Here is a 22,316-nt window from a genome sequence, read left to right on the forward strand (position 1 = left end):
TCATGCCTGCATCTCTTTTTTCAGGAAGGCTTCAAACATCAGCAGCGACCAGATCGGGGCGCTGTAATCGCGTCGGCCGGACAGGTGCTGCTCCGCCAGTTCGCGCAGGTAGTCCTGGTTGAACATGCCGGTATCGGCCAGGGTCGGTCCCAGCAAGGCTTGCTGCACGCGCTCGCGCAGCGGGCCGCGGAACCAGGCCGCCAGCGGCACGGCAAAGCCCTGCTTGCGGCGGTACAGGATATCGTGCGGCAGGTACTTCTCCATGGCTTTCTTGAAGATGTACTTGCCCTCGCTGCCTTTCAGCTTCATGTCAGGCGGCAGGCCGGAAATCCATTCCACCAGCTTGTGGTCCAGCAGCGGCACCCGCACTTCCAGCGCGTGCGCCATCGAGGCGCGGTCGACCTTGGTCAGGATGTCGCCCGGCAGGTAGGTTTTCATGTCCAGGTACTGGATCATCGACAGCGGATTGTCGGTCGGCGATTTGGCCGCATGGCCGCGCATCACGTCGATCGCGCTATAGCCTTGCAGGCCGGCGCGGAACCTGGCCGAGAACAGGCGCGCGCGCATGGCGTCCGACATGATCGACACGCCGTGGAAATAACCTTCCACCAGGTCGCGCGACAGCGCTTCGAAGGTGGTCTTGGCGCGGAATACGCGCGGCGCCCAGTCGGCCTTCGGATAGACGCGGCCCAGGGTGCCGAATACCGGCTTGCGCAGCGCTTCCGGAATGCGTCCGCGCACGCTCTGCTCCGCCATCGCATAGCGGTAGCGGCGGTAGCCGGCCAGGTTCTCGTCGCCGCCGTCGCCCGACAGCGCCACGGTGACGCGTTTGCGCGCCAGTTGGCACACGCGGTAGGTCGGGATCGCCGAGCTGTCGGCATAGGGTTCGTCGTACAGGTGGGCCAGGGTGTCGAGCAGGCCGTAGTCGTCGGTGTCGACGGTTTCCACGAAATGGTCGGTCTTGTACAACTGCGCCACCTGCTGCGCGTATTCCGATTCGTCGAAAGCCTTGTCCTTGAAGGCGATCGAGCAGGTGTGCACGGCGCCTTCGTCGAGGCCGGCCATCATCGCCACCACGGCGGAAGAATCGACGCCACCGGACAGGAAGGCGCCCAGCGGCACTTCCGCCACCAGGCGGATCTTGACCGCTTCGCGCAGGCGCTCCACCAGCTCGCCCTGGGCATCGCTCTCGGTCATCTTTTCGTGCAGCTTGAATGGCACATCCCAGAACTGCTCCGGGACGGCCAGCGGCGCGCCGACTTTCTGGGTCAGGCGGAAACCTGGCGACAGCTTGAGCGCGCCCTTGTAGATGGTCTTCGGCTCCGGCACATACCCATAGGCGAAATAGTCTTCCACCGCATGCGGATCGATGTCGCGCGGCAGCGACGGGTGCATGCGCAGCGCTTTCAGTTCCGAGCTGAAGGCGAACCAGCCGTCCGGCGTCATGGCGTAGTACAGCGGCTTGACGCCCAGGCGGTCGCGCGCCAGGAACATCACCTGCTTGTTGCGGTCCCACAGGCCGATGGCAAACATGCCGCGGAAATGGTGCACGCAATCCTCGCCCCACTCTTCCCAGGCGTGCACGATCACTTCGGTGTCGCTCCTGGTCTTGAACGTGTGGCCGAGCGCCTTCAGCTGCGCCGTCAGTTCGCGGTAGTTGTAGATCTCGCCGTTGTAGCAGACCATCACGCTGCCGTCCTCGTTGCCGAGCGGCTGCTGGCCCATGGCGATGTCGATCACCGACAGGCGGCGGTGGCCGAAGCCCACGCCCGGCTCGATGTAGACGTCGCCCTCGTCGGGCCCGCGATGGTGCTGGGTGTCGTTCATGCGGCGCAGCAGCGCCTCGTCCACCGCGCGCTCGCCGCGCGCATCCATGATCCCTGTTATTCCGCACATGATGGTACTGGCTTTCTTATTTTGAGCTTGCGTTCGCACAAGCTGTCGTACATGTCCTGGTAGCCGGCGACCATGGCCGGCATGCTGTATTTGCGCAGCACCCGCTCGCGTCCCGCATTGCCATGGCGGCGCGCCAGCGCCGGCGCTTCCACATAGTGCTTCAGCGCGACCGCCATGGCCGCTGCATTGGACGGCGGCACCAGCTGGCCGGTGACGCCGTTGTCGATCACTTCCGGAATGCCGCCCACCCGCGTGCCCACCACCGGCAAGCCGCTGGCCATGGCTTCCAGCGCAGAGCCGGGCGTGCCCTCGGCGATCGAGGACATCACGAAGACATCCAGACTGCGCAGGATGTCCGGTACGTCGTTACGGGCGCCCGGCAGCCAGACCGCGTCGGCAATGCCGGCAGCCGCCGCCTTCTCGCGCAGCTTCTGCAGCAGCGGACCGTCGCCGACCACCGCCAGGCGCAGGCGCTCGCGCTGTTGCGGCATCAGGTCGCGCAGCAGCAGGAAGGCATCCATCAGGGTAGCGTGGTCTTTCACGTCCTGCACGCGGCCGACGGTGCCGATCACGATCTCGCCGTCGTTGAAGAAGGGCCGCGCCTCGCCTTCGCCGCGCGCGCGGAAGCGCTCGGCGTCGATGCCGTTGGCCAGCATGCGGCTCTTGGCCGGCGGCACGCCGATCACGTCGCGGTTCCACTGCTCCATGGCCGCCGAATTGGCATAGCACACGTCGTAGAACGGCAGCATCAGGCGGCGCAGGAAATTGTGCTTGCGGTTGCTGCCGTCCGGATCGGTATGGTCACGGCCATGGGCGCCGTTGACGCGCACCGGCACCCCGGCCAGCAACGCCGCCGGCGCATATTCGATGGCCGAGAAGTTATAGGTGTGCAGCACGGCCGGCTGCAGCTCGCGCAGCAGGCGCCACAGCACGCCATGGGTGGCCGGCGACAGGCCGGGCCGCTTGCCCAGCGTGTGCACGCTGACGCCCGCCTTGTTGATGCGCTTGACGAAGTCCGGGTTGACGCGCGTCAGGCACACGATGGCGTGGCGGTAGCGCTCGGCCGGCATGCGGTTGATGCGCTCGACCATGAGGTTTTCCATGCCACCAAAATCTAGCGCATACGTCAGGTGGACGATGAGGGGGATGTCGTTCATGGCAGGAAATCAGGGACGTCGGGTGAGGGCCAGCGACTGATCCAGCGGCGCGAGGTTGCTATCCAGGAAGGCACGCATGGCGGCGCGCGCCACGGCTGGGTCTTCGTCGTAAGGCGAGAATACCATCACGGCTGCGCCATCGCCGTTGCCGGACAGCAGTTTCCCCTTGATCTGTAACAATTTGCCAACATAGTTGCTGCTCGTCATGCTGCCATTCACCCAGTACCATTGCCACACCAGCAGGCGCCGCCCCTCATAGCCGAGCATGGCTTCACGCACGGCCATATGGCGGCCGCCGAAGCTTTCGTCGCGCAGGTCGGCACTGTTTTCGCGGAAGGCGGCCTTGGGCTGGCCGAGGCGGTTGCTTGAGCTGACCAGCTTGGCGCTGCCCGGGGCATCGCGGTAGAACAGCACGTTCAGGCCGACCGGCGGCGTGCCGGCAAAGAACTGGCGCAGCGTGCTGCTGGCCGGGGCATAGTCGGGCTGCCAGGACGTGAACTCCGGACCGGCCGGCGTCGGCGAGGCCAGCGCCAGCGTGGCTGCCGGCGCCAGCGGCGCGGCTTGTTCGGCGCGCGAGGCCAGCGCCGGCCACACCGCCAGCACGGCCAGCACGGCGACTGCCACCCCGGCCAGCGGACGCAATGGCAACGGCAGCGCCGGCGCGGCGGCGGCCGGGCTGCTGCTTTCCACCTGGCCGTCTTCACGCCAGAAGCTGCCGACCCAGAACAGCAGCAGCATCACGATGCCGAAGAATACCCAGCCGTAGATCAGGTGGTCGACGCCCACCGCCAACGTCATGCCGCTCAGGTGGCCCATCATCACGATCATATAGGCACGCACGCCATTGGCTGCCACCGGGACCAGGATCGAGGCCAGCACGAAGGCGGCGCGGCGCCAGGCCGTGCGGTAGCTCAGATAGGCAAACAGGCAGCCCAGGGTGATTGAGGAGATCAGGTAACGCAGGCCGCTGCAGGCATCCACCACCGACCAGTTGCCGCTGGGGATGGAGAAGTTATTACCGTCGCGCAGCACCGGGATGCCGCTCAGGCGCAGTGCATCGACCGTGAAGTTGGCGGTCAGGTCGATCAGCGGCGGCACCAGGCTTTCGCCCACCGGCACCGCGAACAGGATGAAGGCCAGCGGGAACAGCAGCGCGCCGGCAATGCGCTTGCCCAGCACCGCCAGCACGGTCAACGGCAGCATGGCGGCCAGCGCATACTGGCGCACGATGCCCACTTCGGCCAGGTCGGCCAGCAGCCAGGCCGCGCCGCAGCCGGCCAGCAGCAGCAAACCCGGCCAATACGGCTGCAGCGGCAATTCCTGCAGCGCAGCGCGCTGGCGCCATACCAGCCACAGGCTGATGGGCAGGATCAAAAAGCCGTGGGCAAAGGTTTCCGAGCGCCGCCAGATTTCGGCCACGCTCAAGGCCGTTTCGTGGAACACCAGCAGCGGCAGCAACATGACCAGGGCCACCAGCAGCGCGTTGCGGGCGGCGGCGACAGGGCTGCGGGCCGCGCCGGGCTGGGCGGCTGGTCCGGTGGAAGGTACGGTATTCATGCCGGGGTCCAAAGGGCTGGAGCTGCAGCAGCATCCTGCGCAGCAGGGGTTTCAATCATGCGATCCAGTGGCGCCAGGCGGGCATCCCAGCTATAGGCTGCCAGCACGCGGTCGCGGGCCGCCTGGCCCAGGGTGTCCAGTTCGGCTGGCGGGCCGGCCAGCGCCGCGCCAACAGCGGCGATCCATTGCTGCGCGCCGTCGGCCAGCAGCAGTTCGCGGCCGCTGCCGGCATCGATGCCTTCCAGCGCCTGCGGCGTGACCAGCACGGCCTTCGCCATCGCCATCGCTTCCAGCACCTTGTTCTGGATGCCGCGCGCCACGCGCAGCGGCGCCACCGACAGCGCTGCATGCGCCACGTAAGGCCGCACGTCGGGCACGGTGCCGGTGACCGTGATGCCCGGTTGTGCGGCCAGCGCCTGCACTTCAGCCGATGGGCGGGCGCCCACAATCACGAAGCGCAGCGCAGGGTCGCGCGCGCGCAGCGGAGGCAGCACCTCGGACGCGAACCACTGCACGGCATCGACGTTCGGCCAGTAATCCATGGCGCCGCAGAACACCAGCGCCTTGTCGCCGGCCGCATAGGGATTGGCGAAATCGCCCGGGGCGAAATAGGCGGTGTCGACGCCGTTGCTGAACCAGCCGGTGCGCGCCGCGCTTTCCGGCGCCAGGGTGCGGAACAACTCCGCTTCCGGCGCCGACACGAACAGCGACGCGTCGAAGGCGGCGGCAATCTTGCGTTCATAGCGCAGCAGGCGGCTGGCTTCATAACCGAACAGCGCACTGGCCGGCCATGGCTTGCGCTCGGCGTACTGGCGCCATTTGTCGGAATCGACGTCGCAGAAGTCGATGATGCGGCGCGCTTGCGGCCAGGGTTCCGCAAACTGCGCCATCGGCGAGGAGAACACCACGATGCGCCTGATGCCGTGCTGCTGCATGGCCTGGTTCACCCAGCCTTGCAAACCGGCGTCGCGGTAGTAGTCGTAGGACAGCGCGCGGTCGCGCAGCATGGCGCCCAGGCTGCGCACGCGCGCGGCGCGCGGCGACAGTTTGGCAAAGTGCGACGAAGCACACACCGCCTGCACGGCGGGCACATGCTGCCAGTCGTCCGGATCGTCGACAAAAGTGGCCAGGTGCACGCGATAGCGTTGCGCCAGGTGCTTGAGCAAATGCCAGGAGCGGATCTTGTCGCCCTTGTTCGGCGGATAGGGCATGCGATGCACCAGCAGCAGCAGGTCGTCCACGATTTACCCCAGGTTCTTGACGATGAAAGGGCCGAGCGCATTCGCCAGCGGCAGCGGCATCGCCTTCCACAGTTTGATGAAAAGCTGGTATTTCGGGTTCAGCGGGTTCACGTCCGGCAGCGCGTCGGCCGCGAACAGCTGGTATTCGTAAGGCAGCGGCTGGGCCGTGAAGCCCCAGTTCTTCTTGAAGTCGAAGGCGCCGGTGCCTTTCTTGCTGCGGCCGAAATCGAACATGCGGTAGCCTTTGGCGGCCGAGGCCTGCATCAGGTTCCAGTACATGAAGTCATTGCCGGCCACTTCGCGCGCGATATCCATGCCGCCGCCATAGTAAGGCAGCACTTCATCGCGGAAGAAGAAGCTCAGTACCCCGGCCACCAGCTTGCCGTCCTGCGTGATGACGCGCACCTCGCAGTCGTCCTGGAAGGTTTCCTTCAGCAGGGCAAAATATTTCTTCGGGAATACCGGGGTGCCGAGGCGGTGCACGCTGTGGGCATAGGCGGTGAACATGCGGTCGACGTTGCCGTCCACCTCGCCTTGCAGCTCGAGCTTGATGCCCTTGCGTACCATCGCGCGCTGCTTGCGCGGGATGGCGTTCATATTCTCTTCGTCGTTGCCGCTGATCGCCTTGCGGAAGGTGTAGTACAGGTCCTTGCCCTGCCATTTCGGATCGTCCGGATGGGCGGGCGCGTAGTTGCGGTACTCCAGGTGGCCGACGCCAAGCGCGGCGGCCAGTTCTGCGGCGGCCTTGTCCAGCAATTGGCGCGCGGTGTCGGTGCTGGCTGCCACGCCGCCGTAGACGCAGAACGGCAGGGAGGCGAGGTAGTGGCCGAACATGCGGCTTTTCATGCGCGCCAGCGGCAGCACGCCGGTGATCACGCCGCCTTCTTCCACATAGAAGAACCAGGTCGGGTGGCCATAGCATTGCTCGATGACGGTTTGCCAGCCGCTGCGGTGGAAGAAGGTCGCTGCGGGGCAGGCCTGGACGAAGGCGTCCCAGCGGGCGCGTTCGTCGGCGCCGCTGCCGAGCAACTGGACCAGAACCGGCGAAGCGGGGCCTGGCCCTTGGGTCTGGGCCTGGCTTACCGGTTTGCTGGCAGCCACCGCCAGCGCAGTCGCCGCTTCCGCTTCGGCCTTGGCCCGTGCCGCGCGGCGCTCTGCCGCCGCTTCGATAATCGAGGTCATTGCTGCCCCAGGAAAATGCGGTCCATGCGATCCCACGCGAAATCGCGCGTCAGGGCCCTGATGCGCGACTCCATGCGATGCAGGTTGACGTAGTGGCGGAAGCGCGTCTTCAGTCCCAGGCCTGCAGGACGCGGCTGGCCGGGATCGAGCTCCCACGGATGACAGTAGAAAATGGCTGGCTGGCCGTCTTCCCTGTTCACGCGGCGCATCATGCCGCGCGACAGCGCATACGGCAGCAGGCGGAAATAGCCGCCGCCGCCAGCCGGCAGGTTGCGCTGGCCGATGCGCACCGTGGTGATCGGCACTTCCAGCAAGCCTTGCTCGCCGTTCGGGTGGAAAGCAAAGCGCGGCGCATCCGGCATGCCGTAATGGTCGTGCGCAATCGGGTAAATCGAGGAGCTGTAACGGTAGCCCGCCTCCTGCAGCACATCGAGCGCCCACAGGTTGGCCGGGCCGATCGAGAAGCTGGGTGCACGGTAGCCGATCACCTGCTGGCCGCCGATGTCTTCCAGGATTTTCTTGCTGCTGGCAATATCTTCCATGAACTGCTGGCGCGACTGGTCGGACGCGCGCAGGTGGCCGTAGCCGTGGCTGGCCAGTTCATGGCCGCCAGCCACGATACGGCGCACCATGTCCGGATAGCGTTCGGCGATCCAGCCCAGCGTGAAAAAGGTGCCCTTGGCCTTGCCGTCGTCCAGGATGCCGAGCACGCGGTCGATGTTGGCTTCCACCCGGCACTCGCGCTGGGGCCAGCTCTCGCGGCTGATGTGCGGCGCGAACGCCGACACCTGGAAGTAGTCTTCCACGTCGATGGTCATCGCATTGCGAACGGCCGCGCCCATGTTCAGCCCCGCGCCTTCAGCCAGTCCAGCACGATGGCGGCAATGCGCTCGGCGGCGCGGCCATCCCAGAAGTGCGGGATGCGGCCGGCCTTGCCGGCGCCGGCCAGCTGCGCTTCGTAGGCGGCCATGATGTGCGCCGGGTCGTTGCCGGCGATGGTGTTGGTGCCTTGGTCGACCGTGATCGGGCGCTCGGTGTTGTGGCGCAGCGTGATGCACGGCGTGCCCAGCGCGGTCGTCTCTTCCTGGATGCCGCCGGAATCGGTCAGCACCACGCGGGCATCCTTCATCAGGCCCAGCATCTCCAGGTAGCCCATGGGCGGCAACAGCAGCACTTCCGGGCGGTCCAGCAGGTGGCTCAGGCCGAATTTCTCGATGGTGGCGCGGGTGCGCGGGTGCACCGGGAAGATCACCGGCGTGCGCTCGGAGATCCTGGCAGCGGTTTCCAGCAGGCCTTGCAGCACGGCCTTGTCGTCCACGTTCGACGGGCGGTGCAGGGTCAGCACGGCGTATTCGCCCTTGCCGGCCTTGAAGTCCGCGCGGCCGGCGTCGGCTGCGATTTGCGGCGCCGGGATGGCGCGCGCCAGGTTGGCGCGCAGGGTATCGATCATCACGTTGCCGACGAAGTGCACGCGCCCGGCGCCGATGCCTTCCTTGGCCAGGTTGTCGGCGCCGCTCTCCTCGGTGGTAAACAGCAGGTCGGACAACTGGTCGGTCAGCACGCGGTTGATTTCTTCCGGCATGGCACGGTCGAAGCTGCGCAGGCCCGCTTCCACGTGGATCACCGGCACGCCCTTCTTGGCCGCCACCAGCGCGCAGGCGATGGTGGAATTGACGTCGCCCACCACCAGCACGGCGGCCGGCTGCACTTCATCCATGGCCGGCTCGAAGCGCTTCATCACTTCGGCGGTCTGCTGGGCGTGGCTGCCGGAGCCGACTTCCAGGTTGATGTCCGGGCTCGGGATGCCCAGCGCATCGAAATACTGCTGGTTCATGGCCACGTCGTAGTGCTGGCCGGTATGCACCAGCAGCGCTTCAACCTGCGGTTTCAGTTGGGCGAAAGCTGCCATGATCGGCGCCATCTTCATGAAATTCGGCCGCGCGCCGACGACGCACAGGATACGGAAGGCACTCATTCGTTGCTGTCCTGGTGGATGTTGTAAGACGAAGGCGAACGCACGATCTTCTTCAGGATCGACAGCACCGACGCCAGGGATTTTTCAACGCGCATCATGCGTTCGTCCAGCACCGCCGGGTACTGGCTGCCGAACATCATGCCCGCTTCCATGTCTTGATGGGCCGCGCCATTGGCAGCCGGCGCGGCGGCGCCATCGCCGGCCGCAGCGGCCGGCGGCGGCTGGAACTCCTGCTGGATGTCGCGGATCACCGTCTCGACGTCGGCATCGGAGAACTCCGTCATCTCTTCCAGGAAGCCCATCAGCAGCAGGCGGTCCATCAGGTGGTTGGTCTTGCGCGGGATGCCGCCGGTGTACTCGAATACGGCGGCATAGGCGGCCGGCGTCAGGTGCGGGTTGCCGCTCCAGCCGACGGTGCGCATGCGGTGCTCGATATAGGCATTGCTTTCGCTGCTGTCCATCGGGCCCAGGTGGTAAGTCGCGATGACGCGCTGGCGCAACTGCGACATGCCGGGGCTGTGCAGGGTGGCGCGGAATTCCGGCTGGCCCAGCAGGAAAGTCTGCAGCAGCGATTTCTCGTCGGTCTGGAAATTGGACAGCATGCGCAATTCTTCCACCACTTTCGGCGTCAGGTTCTGCGCTTCGTCAACCACCAGCAGCGCGCGCTTGCCTTCCTGCTCACACTGGCGCAGGAAGATTTCCAGGCGGCCCAGCAGGGTGGTCTTGCTGGCGGTATCTTCGCATGGCAGGCCGAAACCGCCGACCACGCCGCGCAGCACGTCGTCGGAATTGAGGTGGGTGTTGACCAGGTGGCAGGTGACGATCTTGTCCGACTCGATCTGGTTGAACAGGTTGCGCACCAGGGTGGTCTTGCCGGCCCCGACTTCACCGGTAATCACGATGAAACCTTCGCCCTGCGACAGGCCGTACTCCAGGTAAGCCATGGCCCGTTTATGGCCTTTGCTGCCGAAGAAGAAATGCGGGTCGGGCCGCAGGCGGAAGGGCTTGTCGCTTAGCCCGTAGTAACTTTCATACATGGCAAACCTTACTGCTTAAAATTTGGTTGTCAGCGTGGCGGCCACGGCATTTTCCGTGTACTGCTGGCCGCCCACGCCGGAGGAACCCTTCACGTGGCGCAGCTCCAGGATGCCGCTGGTGCGCGAGCTGTAGGTGCGCGACAGGTTGAAGCGCAGGTCGCGGTGCTGGCTGGTGCGCGCATCGCTCAGCGATTTGATGTTCATGGCGTTGCCGATCAGGCTGGCCACGGTCTGCGCCCCCGGCCGGTAGCTGATGCTGGCCATGGCGCCGGTCTGCTCGGTATTGTCGTTGAGCGACAGCAGCGAACTGCCCAGCAGGGCACTGTCGACCTGCTGGCTGGACAGCATCTGGCGCTTGTTCTTGAACACGCTAAGGGTGCTGGTGGTGCGCGCCAGTTGCCAGGCCACCGAAGCGTTCAACTGCTTCTGCAGCGAATAGCGGTTGCTGAGGAAGTTGACGCTGGTGGCCAGCGAGGGCGGCAGACCGGCCGACTGGATATAGGCCTGCACCGCGGCAGCCCGCAGCAGCGGGTCGGGAATCTGGGCGCGGAACAGGTTGTCCAGCATGGCGGCGGTGTCGATGGCTTGCGGCAGGAGGAACTGGCTGCGCGAGCTGCTCACCGAATCGCTGTACACCACATTCCAGACGGTGCCGCGGCTGCGGTGCTGCAGCGCCAGGCTGTAGCTGGGGCCATAGAAGCGGTGGCCGGCCGACGCCTGCACCGAGGTGCGCGCCGAAGGGGTCCATTGCAGGTTGGCGCCGTAGGCCGCACCGGACTGGGCCCCGCCCAGGCCGCTGTAATCGTAATCGTCATAGCCGCCGAACACGCCAACGTTCAGCTGCTGCGTGGCGGCATAGCGCAAATTGACATTGGCGGCCTTGGAACTGGTGGTTTGCGAGCGGTTGGCGCCGCCGGGAACCGGCAGTTCCTCGTCGATCACCGCGCGCATCATGCTGGCATCCCAGCTGAAGCGGCGGAAGGTGGGACCGCTGCTCAACTGCCCGCTGAGGGTATTGCCATCGCTGCGGCGCATGCCGACGTTATCGGTGCTCAGGGAATCGTGGCTGTAGCGCAGCTCGCCATTGGCAAAGGCGCCGAAGCGGTGCACCAGGTAAGGGCTGACGCGGTAGCTGCGCACTTCATTGCGGTTGGTGCCGGCATAGCCGTTGCCGGCCTGCAGCGGGCCAAAGGCCGACGTCGCTTGCTGGTGGATGCCGGCCTGGGCATCGAGGAACAGCATTTCCTCCACCAGGCGCGCCTTCAGCCGGCTGTTCAAGTCCTGGCTGTGGCGCTTGGCGCTGTTCGGGCGCCCGCCGGCATATTGGTACAGGTTGAGTGCGTAGTCGAGGCTGAAGTCGAACCGTTGCGAACGGTTCAGCAGCTGGAAGCCGGGCGTGAGCTGCAGCACGAAGCCGCCTTCGGCGCGCTCGTCCGGCGCCAGGGCGACGTTGTCGGAATAGGTGCCGCGCGCAATGGCGGTCGGCGTGAAATCCCACGCGGCCTGGGCCGGGAACGCTGCGCACAAGCCCGCTGCCAGCGGCAGCAGGGCCAGGCGGCTGCGCTTAGCCATAGTGATAATCATAGGTTTCAGTACCCGGGAATTCACGCGACTTGTTGTAGATCAGGTTGACGTTGCTCAAGCCCTCGAGCTGGCGCAGCGACTCCTTGACCGCGTGCTGGGTGGTACGTTCCGACTCCACCACCATCACGATCTGGCCCATGTTCGAGGCCAGCACATGCGATTCGGAAGTCAGCAGCAGCGGCGGCGAATCGAAGATCACGATACGGTCCGGGTAGCGGTTCGCGATTTCATTCACCAGGTTTTTCATCATGTGCGAGGCCAGCAGCTCGGTCGCGCGCGGCGAGCTGGTGCCGGCCGGCAGGATCGACAGCGTGTTGACATTGGTGCGCAGCATGACGTCGGCCATGTCGACATTGTCGTCCAGCAGGATGTCCATCAGGCCGCGCTGGGCCGGCAGGCCCAGTGTGCGCAGCACCGACGGGCGCGCCACGTCGGCGTCCACCAGCAGCACGGTGTGGTCGAGTTCCATGGCAATGCTCATGGCCAGGTTGATGGCGCAGAAAGTCTTGCCTTCGCCCGGCAGCGAGCTGGTAATCATGATCAGGTTGCCCGGATTGTCGCCCGGCTTGCGGGCAGCGAAGGCGCGCTTGATCAGCGGGCGCTTGATGATGCGGAAGTCTTCCACCAGCGCGGTACGGCCGCCGGCGGCCGTGACCAGCCCCGACTCATGCATGCGCATCAGGTCCAGTTCCACGGTATGGGTGGTGCGGCGGCTGGCATCGCCATGCGGCTGCAAGGTGGCCATGCCCGACACCACAGGTGCCGCGACAGGCGCTGCCGGCACTGCCGGCGCAGGGGCCGGCGCTGCTGCAAGCGGGGCCGCAGCAGCCGGGGCTGGGGCAGCAGCCGGAGCAGCAGCGGCCGGGGCCGCGTGGACTGCTTCAGCTACCGGTGCCGCGGCCGGTGCCGGAGGGATGATGGCCTCGGCAGCGGCGTCGGCAGGACGCGGATGCCCGAGGCGGTTGGCGGCTTTTTCAATAATGCTCACTTGGTGGACTCCCTGGGTGTTGCGCAGCTCAACCGGCGCGCAGCAAGGTAACGGTCATGACACCGCCAAAGGCGGTCAGCAGCGAGGCCACAGCCAGGCCGAAGGCATACAGCCGGCGCCGGCGCGAGGAGCGCTGCTGCTCGGTCCAGTTCATGCCAATGGTGCCGAGGATAGGCACGCCGGTGACTTCGCGCAGGCTGTGCTGGCTGAGGAAGGTAGGACGGACCTGGCTCATCAGGAAAGCACTGCCCAGGCCGGACAGCAGGGCTGCCACGAACACGATCGAGTAGAAGCGGGCGCGATTCGGGCCGACCGGGGTTTGCGGCACGATCGGCGGGTCGATCACGCGGAAACTCATCATGTCGGTCGCCGAGCTGAGGTCGCCGGACAGCTTGGCCGCTTCGCGGCGCTGCACCAGCTTCTCATAGTTTTCCTTGTTGATCGAGTAGTCGCGGTTGAGCTGGGCCAGTTGCGCTTCCACTTCCGGCGCAGCCGAGCTCTGCGAACGCATGCGCTCCATGCGCGAGGAGTATTCGCCGACGCGCGCCCGCAGCGACGCCACCCGCGCTTCTTCCGCCGACAGCGCCACATTCATCTGCTGCAGCATCGGGCTGTACCCCATGCCCGGGTCGCCGTTCTTGGCCGCCTTCTTGGCCTCATCCTTCTTGCGCTGCTGCAGGTTGGCAATCAGGCGCTTGGTGGAAATAATGTCCGGATGTTCCTCGGTGTACTGCATGCGCAGGCTGTCGAGCTGCTTTTCCAGCGTCGAAATACGGCCGTCGAGTTCCGGGTTGGCGATATTGGTGGCATCGGCAGCGGGCGCCATGTCTTCGCCGGCAATCTGGCGTTTGATGGCATTGCGCGCCTGCTCGGCTTCCAGCAGTTCCAGGCGCGCCTGGTTCAGTTTTTCCGACAGGTCGCCCAGGTTGGACGAGTAGTCGGTGCCCTGGCGGGGCAGCAGGCCCATGTGGCGGATCTTGAATTCCTTCAGCGCATTCTCGCCGGCTGCCAGGCGTTCTTCATACATCTTGATCTGGTCGTCGATGAACTGCACGGCCTTTTCCGAGTCCTGCTTCTTGCCGCCAAACGAGCCTTCGACGAAGATGGTCAGCAGCGCCTGCACCACGTCCTTGCCCAGTTTCGCGTTCTCGTTCTTGTAGGAGATAGTGTAGATGTCGTCGCGCTCGGTGCCGGTGACCTTGATCGCGGTCATCAGCTCGTCAACCTGCTTTTCCTTTTCCTTGCTGTCCTTGGCCTTGATATCCAGGTCCACCATGCGCAGCACGCGCTCCACATTGGGGCGGCTGATCAGGGTACGGCGCATGAACATCACTTGCTGCTCGACGTTGGGCGTGGTGGTCATGCCCGACATCAGCGGCTTCAAAATACTCTGGGTATCGACATACACCCGGGCCGAGGCCTGGTAGTCATTGGGCAGGCGGTACACCACCGCCCAGCCGATCACGGCGACCAGCCAGGCGATTGCTACTGCATACCAGCGGTATTTCCCGATTGCCTTTAAGAAGGTCAACAGCAATGCCAAAATTTCTGCCATCTCGATCACTCATCCCTGGTTAGGCAGGCAAACTGTCGCAATGCCCACATCTAATATTGCCTAAATAACATCTAATCTCTATCATACAGCAGAACGCGCTGCCTGTTACTATTAATTTATGTCTGTTGCGCACTGCTGACGAAAAGAATTTAACATTTCCCTATGGCAATTCACCACTTTGGAGGCGGCATGCTCAAGCTGATTTCACTTTTCCTGGCAGCCTGCCTGGGCTGCGCCAGCCCGCTGGCCGGGGCCGCTCCGCTGCCGCGCACCATTGCCGCGGTCAAGCCCAGCGTGGTCGGCATCGGCACCTTCAACCGTACCCGCAGTCCCGCCATCGTATTCCATGCGACCGGCTTTGTGGTGGGTGACGGACTGTCGGTTATCACCAATGCCCATGCGGTCACCGCGCTCGATTCGGAAAAGCTGGAAACCCTGGGCATCGTCACCGGCAAGGGCGACCAGCTGCAGTTCCGCGAGGCCAGCGTGGTCACCATCGACCGCGCGCACGACCTGGTGCACCTGCGCATGAAAGGCGCGCCGCTGCCGGCGTTGACCCTGGGCAGCAGCGATATGCTGGACGAAGGAAGTGACCTGGTGTTTACAGGTTACCCGCTGGGCATCATGCTGGGCCTGAACCCGGTCACCCACCGCGCCCTGCTGGCGGCGCAGACGCCGGCCATCCTGCCGACCCCGAATTCGCGCGGCCTCAACCCGCGCGCCGTAATGCAGCTCCAGCGTGGCGCACCGTTCACGATTTACCAGCTCGACGGCACGGCTTACCCCAGCAATAGCGGCAGCCCCGTGTATGATCCCGAAACCGGCGCCGTGGTGGCGGTAATTAATATGACCCTGGTCAAGGGCATGAAGGAAAGCGCGATTTCCGACCCCAGCGGCATCAGCTATGCCATCCCGGTGCGCCACGTGCATGAGCTGCTGCAGCAGGGCGGCGCACAAAAATAGCAAGGTAAAATTGCAAGACTCGTGGTATAACAGGCAATGCTAAAAAGCAAACAAGGAGAATAAAGTGAATATGCAAACCAAGCTGGCCCGCCTCTTCGCCGCGAGCGCCGTGGTGCTCGGTGCACTGGGCCTGGGCGGCTGCTCCACGCCCCACAGTGGCGCCCCTGCCGATGCCGGCGTCGTGCCGCAAACCGACTACCTGATTGGTCCTGGCGATAACCTGAGCATCATCGTCTGGCGCAACCCGGAAGTGTCGCAAGTGGTGCCGGTGCGCCCGGACGGCAAGATCACCACCCCGCTGGTGGAAGACTTGCCGGCCAGCGGCAAGACCTCGACCGAACTGGCGCGCGATATCGAAAAAGCGCTGGCCAAGTTCATCCAGCAGCCGGTCGTCACCGTCATCGTCACCGGCTTCGTCGGTACTTATGGCGAACAGATCCGGGTAATCGGCCAGGCCGCCAAGCCGCAATCGCTGCCTTACCGCCGCGATATGTCGATCCTGGACGTGATGATTGCCGTGGGCGGCGTTACCGAGTTTGCCGCCGGCAACAAGGCCAGCATCATCCGCATGGTCGACGGCAAGCAGCAGCAGTTCACCGTGCGCTTGAACGACCTGATCAAGGATGGCGATATTTCGGCCAATGTGCCGATGCGCCCGGGCGATATCCTGGTGATTCCGGAGAGCTTCTTCTAAACTGGAAGTATCAAACGGATAGTTTCCTGTAGGTGTCGAGAATTCTTACAGTTCAAGATAGTATGATAGCCGGCCGAGGGGTTTCCTGAGCCCTTCTGGCGAGGCTAAGCGCCTGATTTTCCAGCTATTCCATAGGGGAAACTCGTATCTGGAACGGTACTTGCTTCTTCACTAAGTATCGCGGGTGGCAGAGCTGCCCTTCTCAATTCGCAAGGACGACGACGTGGCCATTGAACAACAGCCAGGCAAGCAACTGAGCGCTAAAGGCGCTGCGCGCCGCCGCTTTACCCGCGCCGGTGCCGCAGCATCCGGCGTTCTATTGACCCTGCACAGCCAGCCCGGCATGGCAGCGGTCGTTTGCGCCGGCCCTTCCGGCTTCCAGTCCGGCCTGGTCAGCGCTCGCCCTAACGATCCGGGCGCTTGCGCCGGCAAATCGCCTGGCGCGTGGAAAAACACCGACCCGGCGCCGGACGGCAGCACCAATGGCAACGGCAAAGGCAAGGGCGGCGGCAAGAACCCGACCCCATCGCCGCTGCCGGACAAGATCTGGCCGGCCGGCGCGCTGCCGACCGATAAATTCCGCACCGTGTTCACCTGTACCCTGGAGATGAACAATACCTACGGCTCGGACACCTGCACCCTGGACTACATCCTGGGCAACGCCGCCAGCTTCGACAAATACCAGCTCGGCGCGCACCTGGTCGCTGCCTACCTGAACGTGCTGGCCGGCCTGTCCGGCTTCCAGACCGTGCCGATGCTGCAGAACATCTGGAACGAGCTGCGCGACACCGGTCACTTCAGCCCGACTGCCGGCGTGCAGTGGGATGCCAAGCAAGTGGTCGACTACCTGTCCGGTACCATGGGTTGATGCCGGTGCAGTGGCAACTGGTGCCGGGCCAGTCCCTGCTGCATCGTCGCTGGGACGGCCAGGTCGTGCTGTACAACGAAGTATCCGGCGCCACCCACCTGCTGGACGACCAGACCCTCGACCTGCTGCAAGCCTTGCGCGATGGCGAACTGGGGCCCGAAGACTGGGCCGATCCCGAGCTCCAGCTTGCCTTTAACGACTTGCGCAAGCTCTACCTGGTGGAACCATGCTGACCGTGGCCTCGCTGGCGCCAGGCGCCCTGCAGGCGCGCCTGGCGGGCGATGGCTTGCGCCTGCGCACCGGCCGCTTCAGCGTCCGGCTGCAGGCCGCCATGCCCAGCGTGGCGACCGGCATCGGCCAGCTTTACGGCGACTACCCGCTGCTGCAGGATAGCGATTTCGCCGATTTCCACCTGCAGCTGGTACGCCCCCGATCGGCGCGCCGCTGGCTGCGGCCGCAAGTGCGGTTGCACTGCGACGGCTATGAGATGTTCCAGCCGATGCCCTTGCAGCACGCCTTCCCCATGTTCGAATGGGGCTTGAACTGGTGCGTGTCGAGCCGCGCCCACCGCTACCTGATCGTGCATGCCGCCGTGCTGGAACGCCAGGGCCGCGCCGTGATCCTGCCGGCCCCGCCCGGCTCAGGCAAGAGCACGCTGACAGCGGCCCTGTCCGGCAAGGGCGGCTGGCGCTTGCTGTCCGACGAACTGACCCTGCTCGAACTCGACACCGGCCTGCTGGTGCCCAACCCGCGCCCGATCAGCCTGAAGAACGCTTCGATCGACATCATCCGCGCCTATGTGCCCGATGCGGTGCTGAGCACGCCGGTGCATGACACCACCAAGGGTACCGTGGCCCATATGCGCGCACCGGGCACTGCCGTGGCGCGCGCCGCCGATTGCGCGCAGCCGGCCTGGATCGTGTTCCCGCATTACAGCGCGGGTGCCGCCACCACGCTGGAACCGCTGGCGCGCGCCGCCACCTTCATGGAATTGGCCGGCAACAGCTTCAATTACAGCGTGCTCGGCGCAGCCGGCTTCCATGCCCTGGGCCGCCTGATCGAGCAGGCGGCCGGCTTCCGCTTCCGCTATAGTGCGCTGGATGAAGCCCTGGACACCTTTGCCTGCCTCCATGAAAGCTGACGTGCCGCTGCTGCTGCGCGCCCTGCGCGCGCCGCAGCAGCTGGCCGGCCTGCCGCCCGCGGACTGGGACCTGCTGCTGCGCCAGGCCGCCAATGCCAACCTCAGCGCGACCGTGCACGACTGGCTGGAGCAGCACGGCGTGCTGGCGCAAGCCTTGCCGCAAGCGCGCGAGCAACTGTCGTGGGCGGCCGTGATGGCACGGCGCCACCGCCAGGCCACTTATTGGGAAATCCGCCTGATCGGCAAGGCGCTGGCCGGGCTCGGCCTGCCGCTGCTGCTGCTGAAAGGCGGCGCCTATGCCGCGGCCGGCCTGCCGCCGGCCGCCGGCCGCCTGTTTTCCGACATCGACATCCTGGTGCCGGAAGACAGCCTGCCGCAAGTGGAAGCGGCCCTGATGCGCCACGGCTGGGTCGGCACCCACCACGACAACTACGACCAGCGCTATTACCGCGAATGGATGCACGAGCTGCCGCCGATGATGCACGTGCTGCGCCAGACCGCCATCGACGTGCACCATACCATCCTGCCGCGCACCGCTGCCCAGCGTCCCGACGCGCAACTGCTGCGCGCCTCTGCCAGGCCGCTGGCCGGCGACGGCGCGGCGCCCGGCACCGCCATCCTGGCGCCGCTGGACATGGTGCTGCACAGCGCCACCCACCTGTTTGCCGACGGCGAATTCGACAAGGGCTTGCGCGACCTGTGGGACCTGCACTGCCTGCTCACCCATTTCGGCGCCCACGAAGCGGGCTTCTGGGAAGCGCTGCCGGCCCGCGCGCGCCGGCACCAGTTGCAGCGCTTCATGTTCTACGGCTTGCGCTACAGCGCCATGCTGCTCGGCACCGAAGTCCCGCCGGCCACCCTGGCTGCCATGGCGCCCGACGGCCCGCCGCCGGCACTGCTGGCGCTCATGGATGCGCTGTTCACGCGCGCCCTGTTGCCGCACCACCCGAGCTGCCGCAGCGCCGGCAGCGCGCTGGCCGACTTCCTGCTGTACGTGCGCGGCAACTGGTTGCGCATGCCGCCGCTGCGCCTGGCGCGCCACCTGTTCCATAAGGCATTTTTGACGCCCAAAAACTCCCAGGATGCAGCCGCATAACGGCAGCAACTGCCAGCCGCCGCCCGCTACAATGGCTGGGACATCGCTTTGCACGGAGCATGCATGCGACTCCTTGCCCTCGTGGCGGCCAGCCTGCTGGCCCACGCTGCCTGCGCGCAGAATGCCGCCACCCTGTTTGAACAAGCCCAGCGCCTGGAACACGGCGAAGGCGTAGCGCGCGACCTGGACCAGGCAGCAGCGCTGTACTGCCGCGCCGCCCGGCTCGGCGCTGCCGACGCGCAATATGCCCTGGGCTGGATGTATGCCAACGGGCGCGGCGTGGTGCACGACGATGGCGTGGCCTGGCGCCTGTTCGGGCTCGCTGCCGAGCAAGGCCACGCGGCCGGCGCACGCATGCGGGCGCTGTTGCCTGGCGCACCCTCGGCGGCGCTGCCGGCCTGCATGGCGCCCGATCCCGCGCTTGAGCTCGACCTGGCCTTGCCGATTCCCGACTACAACGCTGCCACGCCGCAGTTGCGCGCGCTGGTCGACCGGCTGGCGCCGGAATATGCAATCGAACCGGCCCTGGCGCTGGCCGTCATCGCAGTCGAGTCAGGCTTTAACCGCAGCGCCGTATCGCCCAGGGATGCGCGCGGCCTGATGCAATTGATCCCCGCCACGGCTGCGCGCTTTTGCGTGCTGGACGCCTTCAACCCGGAGCAGAACCTGCGCGGCGGCTTGGCCTACCTGCGCTGGCTGCTGGCGCGCTACAGCGGCGACGTCACGCTGGCCACGGCGGCCTACAATGCCGGCGAACAGGCAGTCGACCAGTACCGCGGCGTGCCGCCTTACGACGAGACGCGCGCCTATGTGCGGCGGATCGGCAAGCTGTACGGCAAATCGAATCATCCTTTCGCGGCAGCGGCGCCGGAACGCTGCGTGCACCAGATGGCAATTCGCTCACGCCGATGATATGCTTGCCCGATGGAATGGGACGCGATCATCATCGGCACCGGCATGGGCGGCGCGCCACTCGGCTACGCGCTGGCAAAGGCCGGACAGCGCGTGCTGTTCCTTGAAAGAGGCAAATCCCATCTGCAGCCGGGGGCGCTGGCCAACAGCTACGCCGAAACCCACTTCCCGGCCCCGGCCGCACCGGGCCCGCAGCACCGCGCGACCTTGCAGCGCGCCGGCCGCTACAGCGATACCATCCGCACCAACGCCGGCCCGCGCACCCAGCATTTCGTGCCCTTCATCGGCAGCGGCACCGGCGGTTCCAGCGCGCTGTACGGCATGGTGCTGGAACGCTTCTTCCCCGCCGACTTCGCGCCGCGCGCCCAGCACCCCCAGGCCGCCGAGGCCACGCTACCGGCGGCCTGGCCGATCGGCTACGACCAACTGCTGCCGCATTACGAAGAGGCGGAGCGGCTGTTCCGCGTGCGTGGCACGCCGGATCCGCTGCGCGCCGACCGCAGCGGCGACTGGGCGGCGCACTTCCGCGCGCCGCCACCGCTGACGCCGGCTTCCGGCGAACTGTTCGCGTTCTTCCAGCAGCGTGCGCTGCATCCCTACCGCCTGCCGCTGGCCTGTGAATTCGTGGCAGGCTGCGATGCCTGCCAGGGCTATCTGTGCGACCGCCAATGCAAGAACGACGCCAGCCGCGTCTGCCTGCAACCGGCCCTGTCGCAGCATGGCGCCACGCTGATGGATGAATGCGAGGTGGTGCAGCTGGAAGCCACGCGCGAGGCCGTCACTGGCGTGGTCTGCCAGCAGCGCGGCCAGCGCCTGACCTTGCGCGGCAAGCTGGTGTTCCTGGCCGCCGGCGCGCTGGAAACGCCGCGCCTGCTGCTGCAATCGGCGTCCGAACACTGGCCGCAAGGCCTGGCCAACGATTCCGGCCTGGTGGGGCGTAACCTGATGCGCCACCATATCGACCTGTACGTGATCAAGCCCAGCACCCCGGCCGGCTTCGACAACCGGCAAAAGGAATTCGGCTTCAACGATTTCTACCAGCGCGACGGCATGAAACTGGGCTCGGTGCAATCGTTCGGCCGCCTGCCGCCGGTGCCAGTGCTGGCCGCTTCGATGGAAGACGACATCCGGCAAGGCGCCCTGCCCTGGCTGGCGCCGCTGTTCAAGCTGGCGCAGCCGGTGCTCAGGCCGCTCCTCAGGCAGTTCGTGCACGAGCGCCTGGTGCTGGCCACCACGCTGGAAGACTTGCCCTATGCCGACAACCGCGTCACGCCGGCCAGCGGCGATGCGCGCCTGGCACTCGACTACCGCGTGCGCCCGCACGATACGGCGCGCATCGAGGCCATGCGCAGCCTGATGAAAGCGGCGCTCAAGCCTTACTCCTTCGACCTGGTGAAACAGGCCGACAACAACCAGCGCATCGCCCACGTGTGCGGCACCTGCCGCTTCGGCAGCGATCCGCGCAGCAGCGTGCTCGATGCCAACAACCGCGCCCACGGCCTGTCCAACCTGTACGTGGTGGATGGCTCCTTCTTCCCGTCCAGTGGCGGGACCAATCCCAGCCTGACCATTGCTGCCAACGCCTTGCGCGTGGCGCGCCACCTGACAGGAAAAGGAGCTTTCAATGATCAAGCTTGAAGACTTGCGCGGCCACTGGGCGCTGGTGACCGGCGCCTCGGGCGGCATCGGCGCCGAATTCGCGCGCGAACTGGCGCGCAACGGCGTCAACGTGGTGCTGGTGGGGCGGCGTGAGGAACGCTTGCGCGAGCTGGAGCAGCACGTGGTGCACGAGCTGGGCGCGCGGGCCGAAGTAGTACGCGTCGACCTCGCCAGGCCGGGCGCGGTGGCGCACATCAAGGAACGGCTCGATGCGGTTGGCATCCGCATCCGCCTGCTGTGCAATATCGCCGGCATGGGGCGCTGGAACCGGCTCGAACACTGGGAGCTCAAGGACTACCGCGACATGATCGAGGTGAACAACAGCGCCATGGTGGAAATGTGCTACCACTTCCTGCCCGACCTGGCATCGCATCAGGGCAGCGCGGTAATCAATGTCTCTTCGCAGGCCAGCTACCAGCCGGTACCTTACATGGCGGTGTACGCCGCCTCGAAAGCCTTCGTGCAAAGCTTCAGCCAGGCCCTGCATGGCGAATGGAAGGAGCGCGGCATCCTGGTGCAAACCCTGGTGCCGGGACCGACCGATACCGAGTTCGATGCCAAGGCCGGCGCCTATGCCAGCGCGCTGACCACGCGCGGCAGCACGGCGCAAGTGGTGAAGGCTTCGCTGGCCGGCCTGGCCAAGGGCGATCCCGTGGTGGCCTCGATCAAGGGCACCTACAAGCAGCGCTTCTTCGCCGGCCTGTTCCCGCACAGCATGGTGATCCGCGAAGTGGCCAAGATGTTCAAGCCGCCACAGTAAATAGAAAAGGGACGTACCCGAGGGTACGTCCCCATCTAATTTCCTTGAATC

At 65.7% G+C, this 22,316-nt stretch carries 20 protein-coding genes; 9 read left to right on the forward strand and 11 right to left on the reverse strand.

The genetic code is table 11. The annotated features are described in order from the left end of the window. Genes ASD58_RS29925 through ASD58_RS29975 form a run of 11 tightly spaced genes read right to left on the reverse strand, consistent with a single transcriptional unit; the run spans nt 1 to nt 14,172 of the window. On the reverse strand, nt 1-1,896 hold the full coding sequence (locus tag ASD58_RS29925) for an XrtA/PEP-CTERM system amidotransferase (RefSeq protein WP_057266124.1): 1,896 nt from the start codon (nt 1,894-1,896) through the stop codon (nt 1-3). Continuing rightward, nucleotides 1,884-3,053 (reverse strand): TIGR03088 family PEP-CTERM/XrtA system glycosyltransferase, encoded by a 1,170-nt coding sequence (locus ASD58_RS29930; protein WP_057266126.1) that lies wholly within the window; start codon nt 3,051-3,053, stop codon nt 1,884-1,886. Before ASD58_RS29930 ends, ASD58_RS29925 begins: the two co-directional genes overlap by 13 nt. 9 nt (nt 3,054-3,062) lie before the next feature. Then, nucleotides 3,063-4,610, reverse strand: coding sequence for an exosortase A (xrtA, locus tag ASD58_RS29935; RefSeq protein ID WP_082565786.1), 1,548 nt, complete (start codon nt 4,608-4,610; stop codon nt 3,063-3,065). Then, nucleotides 4,607-5,851: a TIGR03087 family PEP-CTERM/XrtA system glycosyltransferase gene (locus ASD58_RS29940; RefSeq protein WP_057266128.1), complete on the reverse strand. Its 1,245-nt coding sequence runs from the start codon at nt 5,849-5,851 to the stop codon at nt 4,607-4,609. Before ASD58_RS29940 ends, xrtA begins: the two co-directional genes overlap by 4 nt. A 3-nt stretch (nt 5,852-5,854) precedes the next feature. Further along, nucleotides 5,855-7,033 carry a FemAB family XrtA/PEP-CTERM system-associated protein gene (locus ASD58_RS29945; RefSeq protein ID WP_082565787.1) on the reverse strand — a complete coding sequence of 393 codons (1,179 nt, stop codon included), beginning with the start codon at nt 7,031-7,033 and terminating at the stop codon, nt 5,855-5,857. Beyond that, nucleotides 7,030-7,875 (reverse strand): XrtA system polysaccharide deacetylase, encoded by an 846-nt coding sequence (locus ASD58_RS29950; RefSeq protein ID WP_057266131.1) that lies wholly within the window; start codon nt 7,873-7,875, stop codon nt 7,030-7,032. Before ASD58_RS29950 ends, ASD58_RS29945 begins: the two co-directional genes overlap by 4 nt. Nucleotides 7,876-7,877: 2 nt before the next feature. Continuing rightward, the gene (wecB, locus tag ASD58_RS29955; RefSeq protein ID WP_057266133.1) at nt 7,878-9,008 is read right to left on the reverse strand and encodes a non-hydrolyzing UDP-N-acetylglucosamine 2-epimerase; all 1,131 of its coding nucleotides are present in this window, start codon (nt 9,006-9,008) and stop codon (nt 7,878-7,880) included. Further along, nucleotides 9,005-10,045, reverse strand: a complete 1,041-nt coding sequence (locus tag ASD58_RS29960) for an XrtA/PEP-CTERM system-associated ATPase (RefSeq protein WP_057266135.1) — start codon at nt 10,043-10,045, stop codon at nt 9,005-9,007. Before ASD58_RS29960 ends, wecB begins: the two co-directional genes overlap by 4 nt. Before the next feature lie 15 nt (nt 10,046-10,060). After that, a complete protein-coding gene (locus ASD58_RS29965; protein ID WP_057266137.1) occupies nt 10,061-11,617 on the reverse strand; it encodes a TIGR03016 family PEP-CTERM system-associated outer membrane protein in 1,557 nt (518 codons plus the stop codon). Continuing rightward, the gene (locus ASD58_RS29970) at nt 11,610-12,617 is read right to left on the reverse strand and encodes an XrtA-associated tyrosine autokinase (protein WP_057266139.1); all 1,008 of its coding nucleotides are present in this window, start codon (nt 12,615-12,617) and stop codon (nt 11,610-11,612) included. The genes ASD58_RS29965 and ASD58_RS29970 overlap by 8 nt, the downstream gene beginning before the upstream one ends. Before the next feature lie 28 nt (nt 12,618-12,645). Next, complete coding sequence (locus tag ASD58_RS29975) at nt 12,646-14,172, reverse strand: XrtA system polysaccharide chain length determinant (RefSeq protein WP_057266141.1); 1,527 nt, start codon at nt 14,170-14,172, stop codon at nt 12,646-12,648. 189 nt (nt 14,173-14,361) lie between these two features. Between ASD58_RS29975 and ASD58_RS29980 the strand changes: the two genes are divergently transcribed. The 9 genes from ASD58_RS29980 (at nt 14,362) to ASD58_RS30020 (ending at nt 22,265) form a co-directional block, all read left to right on the forward strand. Beyond that, nucleotides 14,362-15,135 carry a serine protease gene (locus tag ASD58_RS29980; protein ID WP_057266143.1) on the forward strand — a complete coding sequence of 258 codons (774 nt, stop codon included), beginning with the start codon at nt 14,362-14,364 and terminating at the stop codon, nt 15,133-15,135. Nucleotides 15,136-15,205: 70 nt separating this feature from the next. Further along, the gene (locus ASD58_RS29985) at nt 15,206-15,829 is read left to right on the forward strand and encodes an XrtA/PEP-CTERM system exopolysaccharide export protein (protein WP_057266145.1); all 624 of its coding nucleotides are present in this window, start codon (nt 15,206-15,208) and stop codon (nt 15,827-15,829) included. A gap of 184 nt (nt 15,830-16,013) precedes the next feature. Further along, complete coding sequence (locus tag ASD58_RS29990) at nt 16,014-16,697, forward strand: hypothetical protein (protein WP_057266148.1); 684 nt, start codon at nt 16,014-16,016, stop codon at nt 16,695-16,697. Further along, nucleotides 16,697-16,930, forward strand: coding sequence for an HPr-rel-A system PqqD family peptide chaperone (locus tag ASD58_RS29995; protein ID WP_057266149.1), 234 nt, complete (start codon nt 16,697-16,699; stop codon nt 16,928-16,930). Before ASD58_RS29990 ends, ASD58_RS29995 begins: the two co-directional genes overlap by 1 nt. Next, complete coding sequence (locus ASD58_RS30000) at nt 16,924-17,838, forward strand: HprK-related kinase A (RefSeq protein ID WP_156401562.1); 915 nt, start codon at nt 16,924-16,926, stop codon at nt 17,836-17,838. The genes ASD58_RS29995 and ASD58_RS30000 overlap by 7 nt, the downstream gene beginning before the upstream one ends. Then, nucleotides 17,828-18,934, forward strand: a complete 1,107-nt coding sequence (locus ASD58_RS30005; RefSeq protein ID WP_057266151.1) for a nucleotidyltransferase family protein — start codon at nt 17,828-17,830, stop codon at nt 18,932-18,934. Before ASD58_RS30000 ends, ASD58_RS30005 begins: the two co-directional genes overlap by 11 nt. 63 nt (nt 18,935-18,997) lie before the next feature. Then, a complete protein-coding gene (locus ASD58_RS30010; RefSeq protein WP_057266153.1) occupies nt 18,998-19,846 on the forward strand; it encodes a lytic transglycosylase domain-containing protein in 849 nt (282 codons plus the stop codon). 12 nt (nt 19,847-19,858) lie between these two features. Continuing rightward, a complete protein-coding gene (locus ASD58_RS30015) occupies nt 19,859-21,484 on the forward strand; it encodes a GMC oxidoreductase (protein ID WP_057266155.1) in 1,626 nt (541 codons plus the stop codon). After that, on the forward strand, nt 21,471-22,265 hold the full coding sequence (locus tag ASD58_RS30020) for an SDR family oxidoreductase (RefSeq protein ID WP_057266156.1): 795 nt from the start codon (nt 21,471-21,473) through the stop codon (nt 22,263-22,265). Before ASD58_RS30015 ends, ASD58_RS30020 begins: the two co-directional genes overlap by 14 nt. Nucleotides 22,266-22,316 lie beyond the last annotated feature (51 nt).

The sequence above is a fragment of the Duganella sp. Root1480D1 genome (assembly GCF_001427305.1).
Lineage (GTDB): Bacteria > Pseudomonadota > Gammaproteobacteria > Burkholderiales > Burkholderiaceae_D > Rugamonas.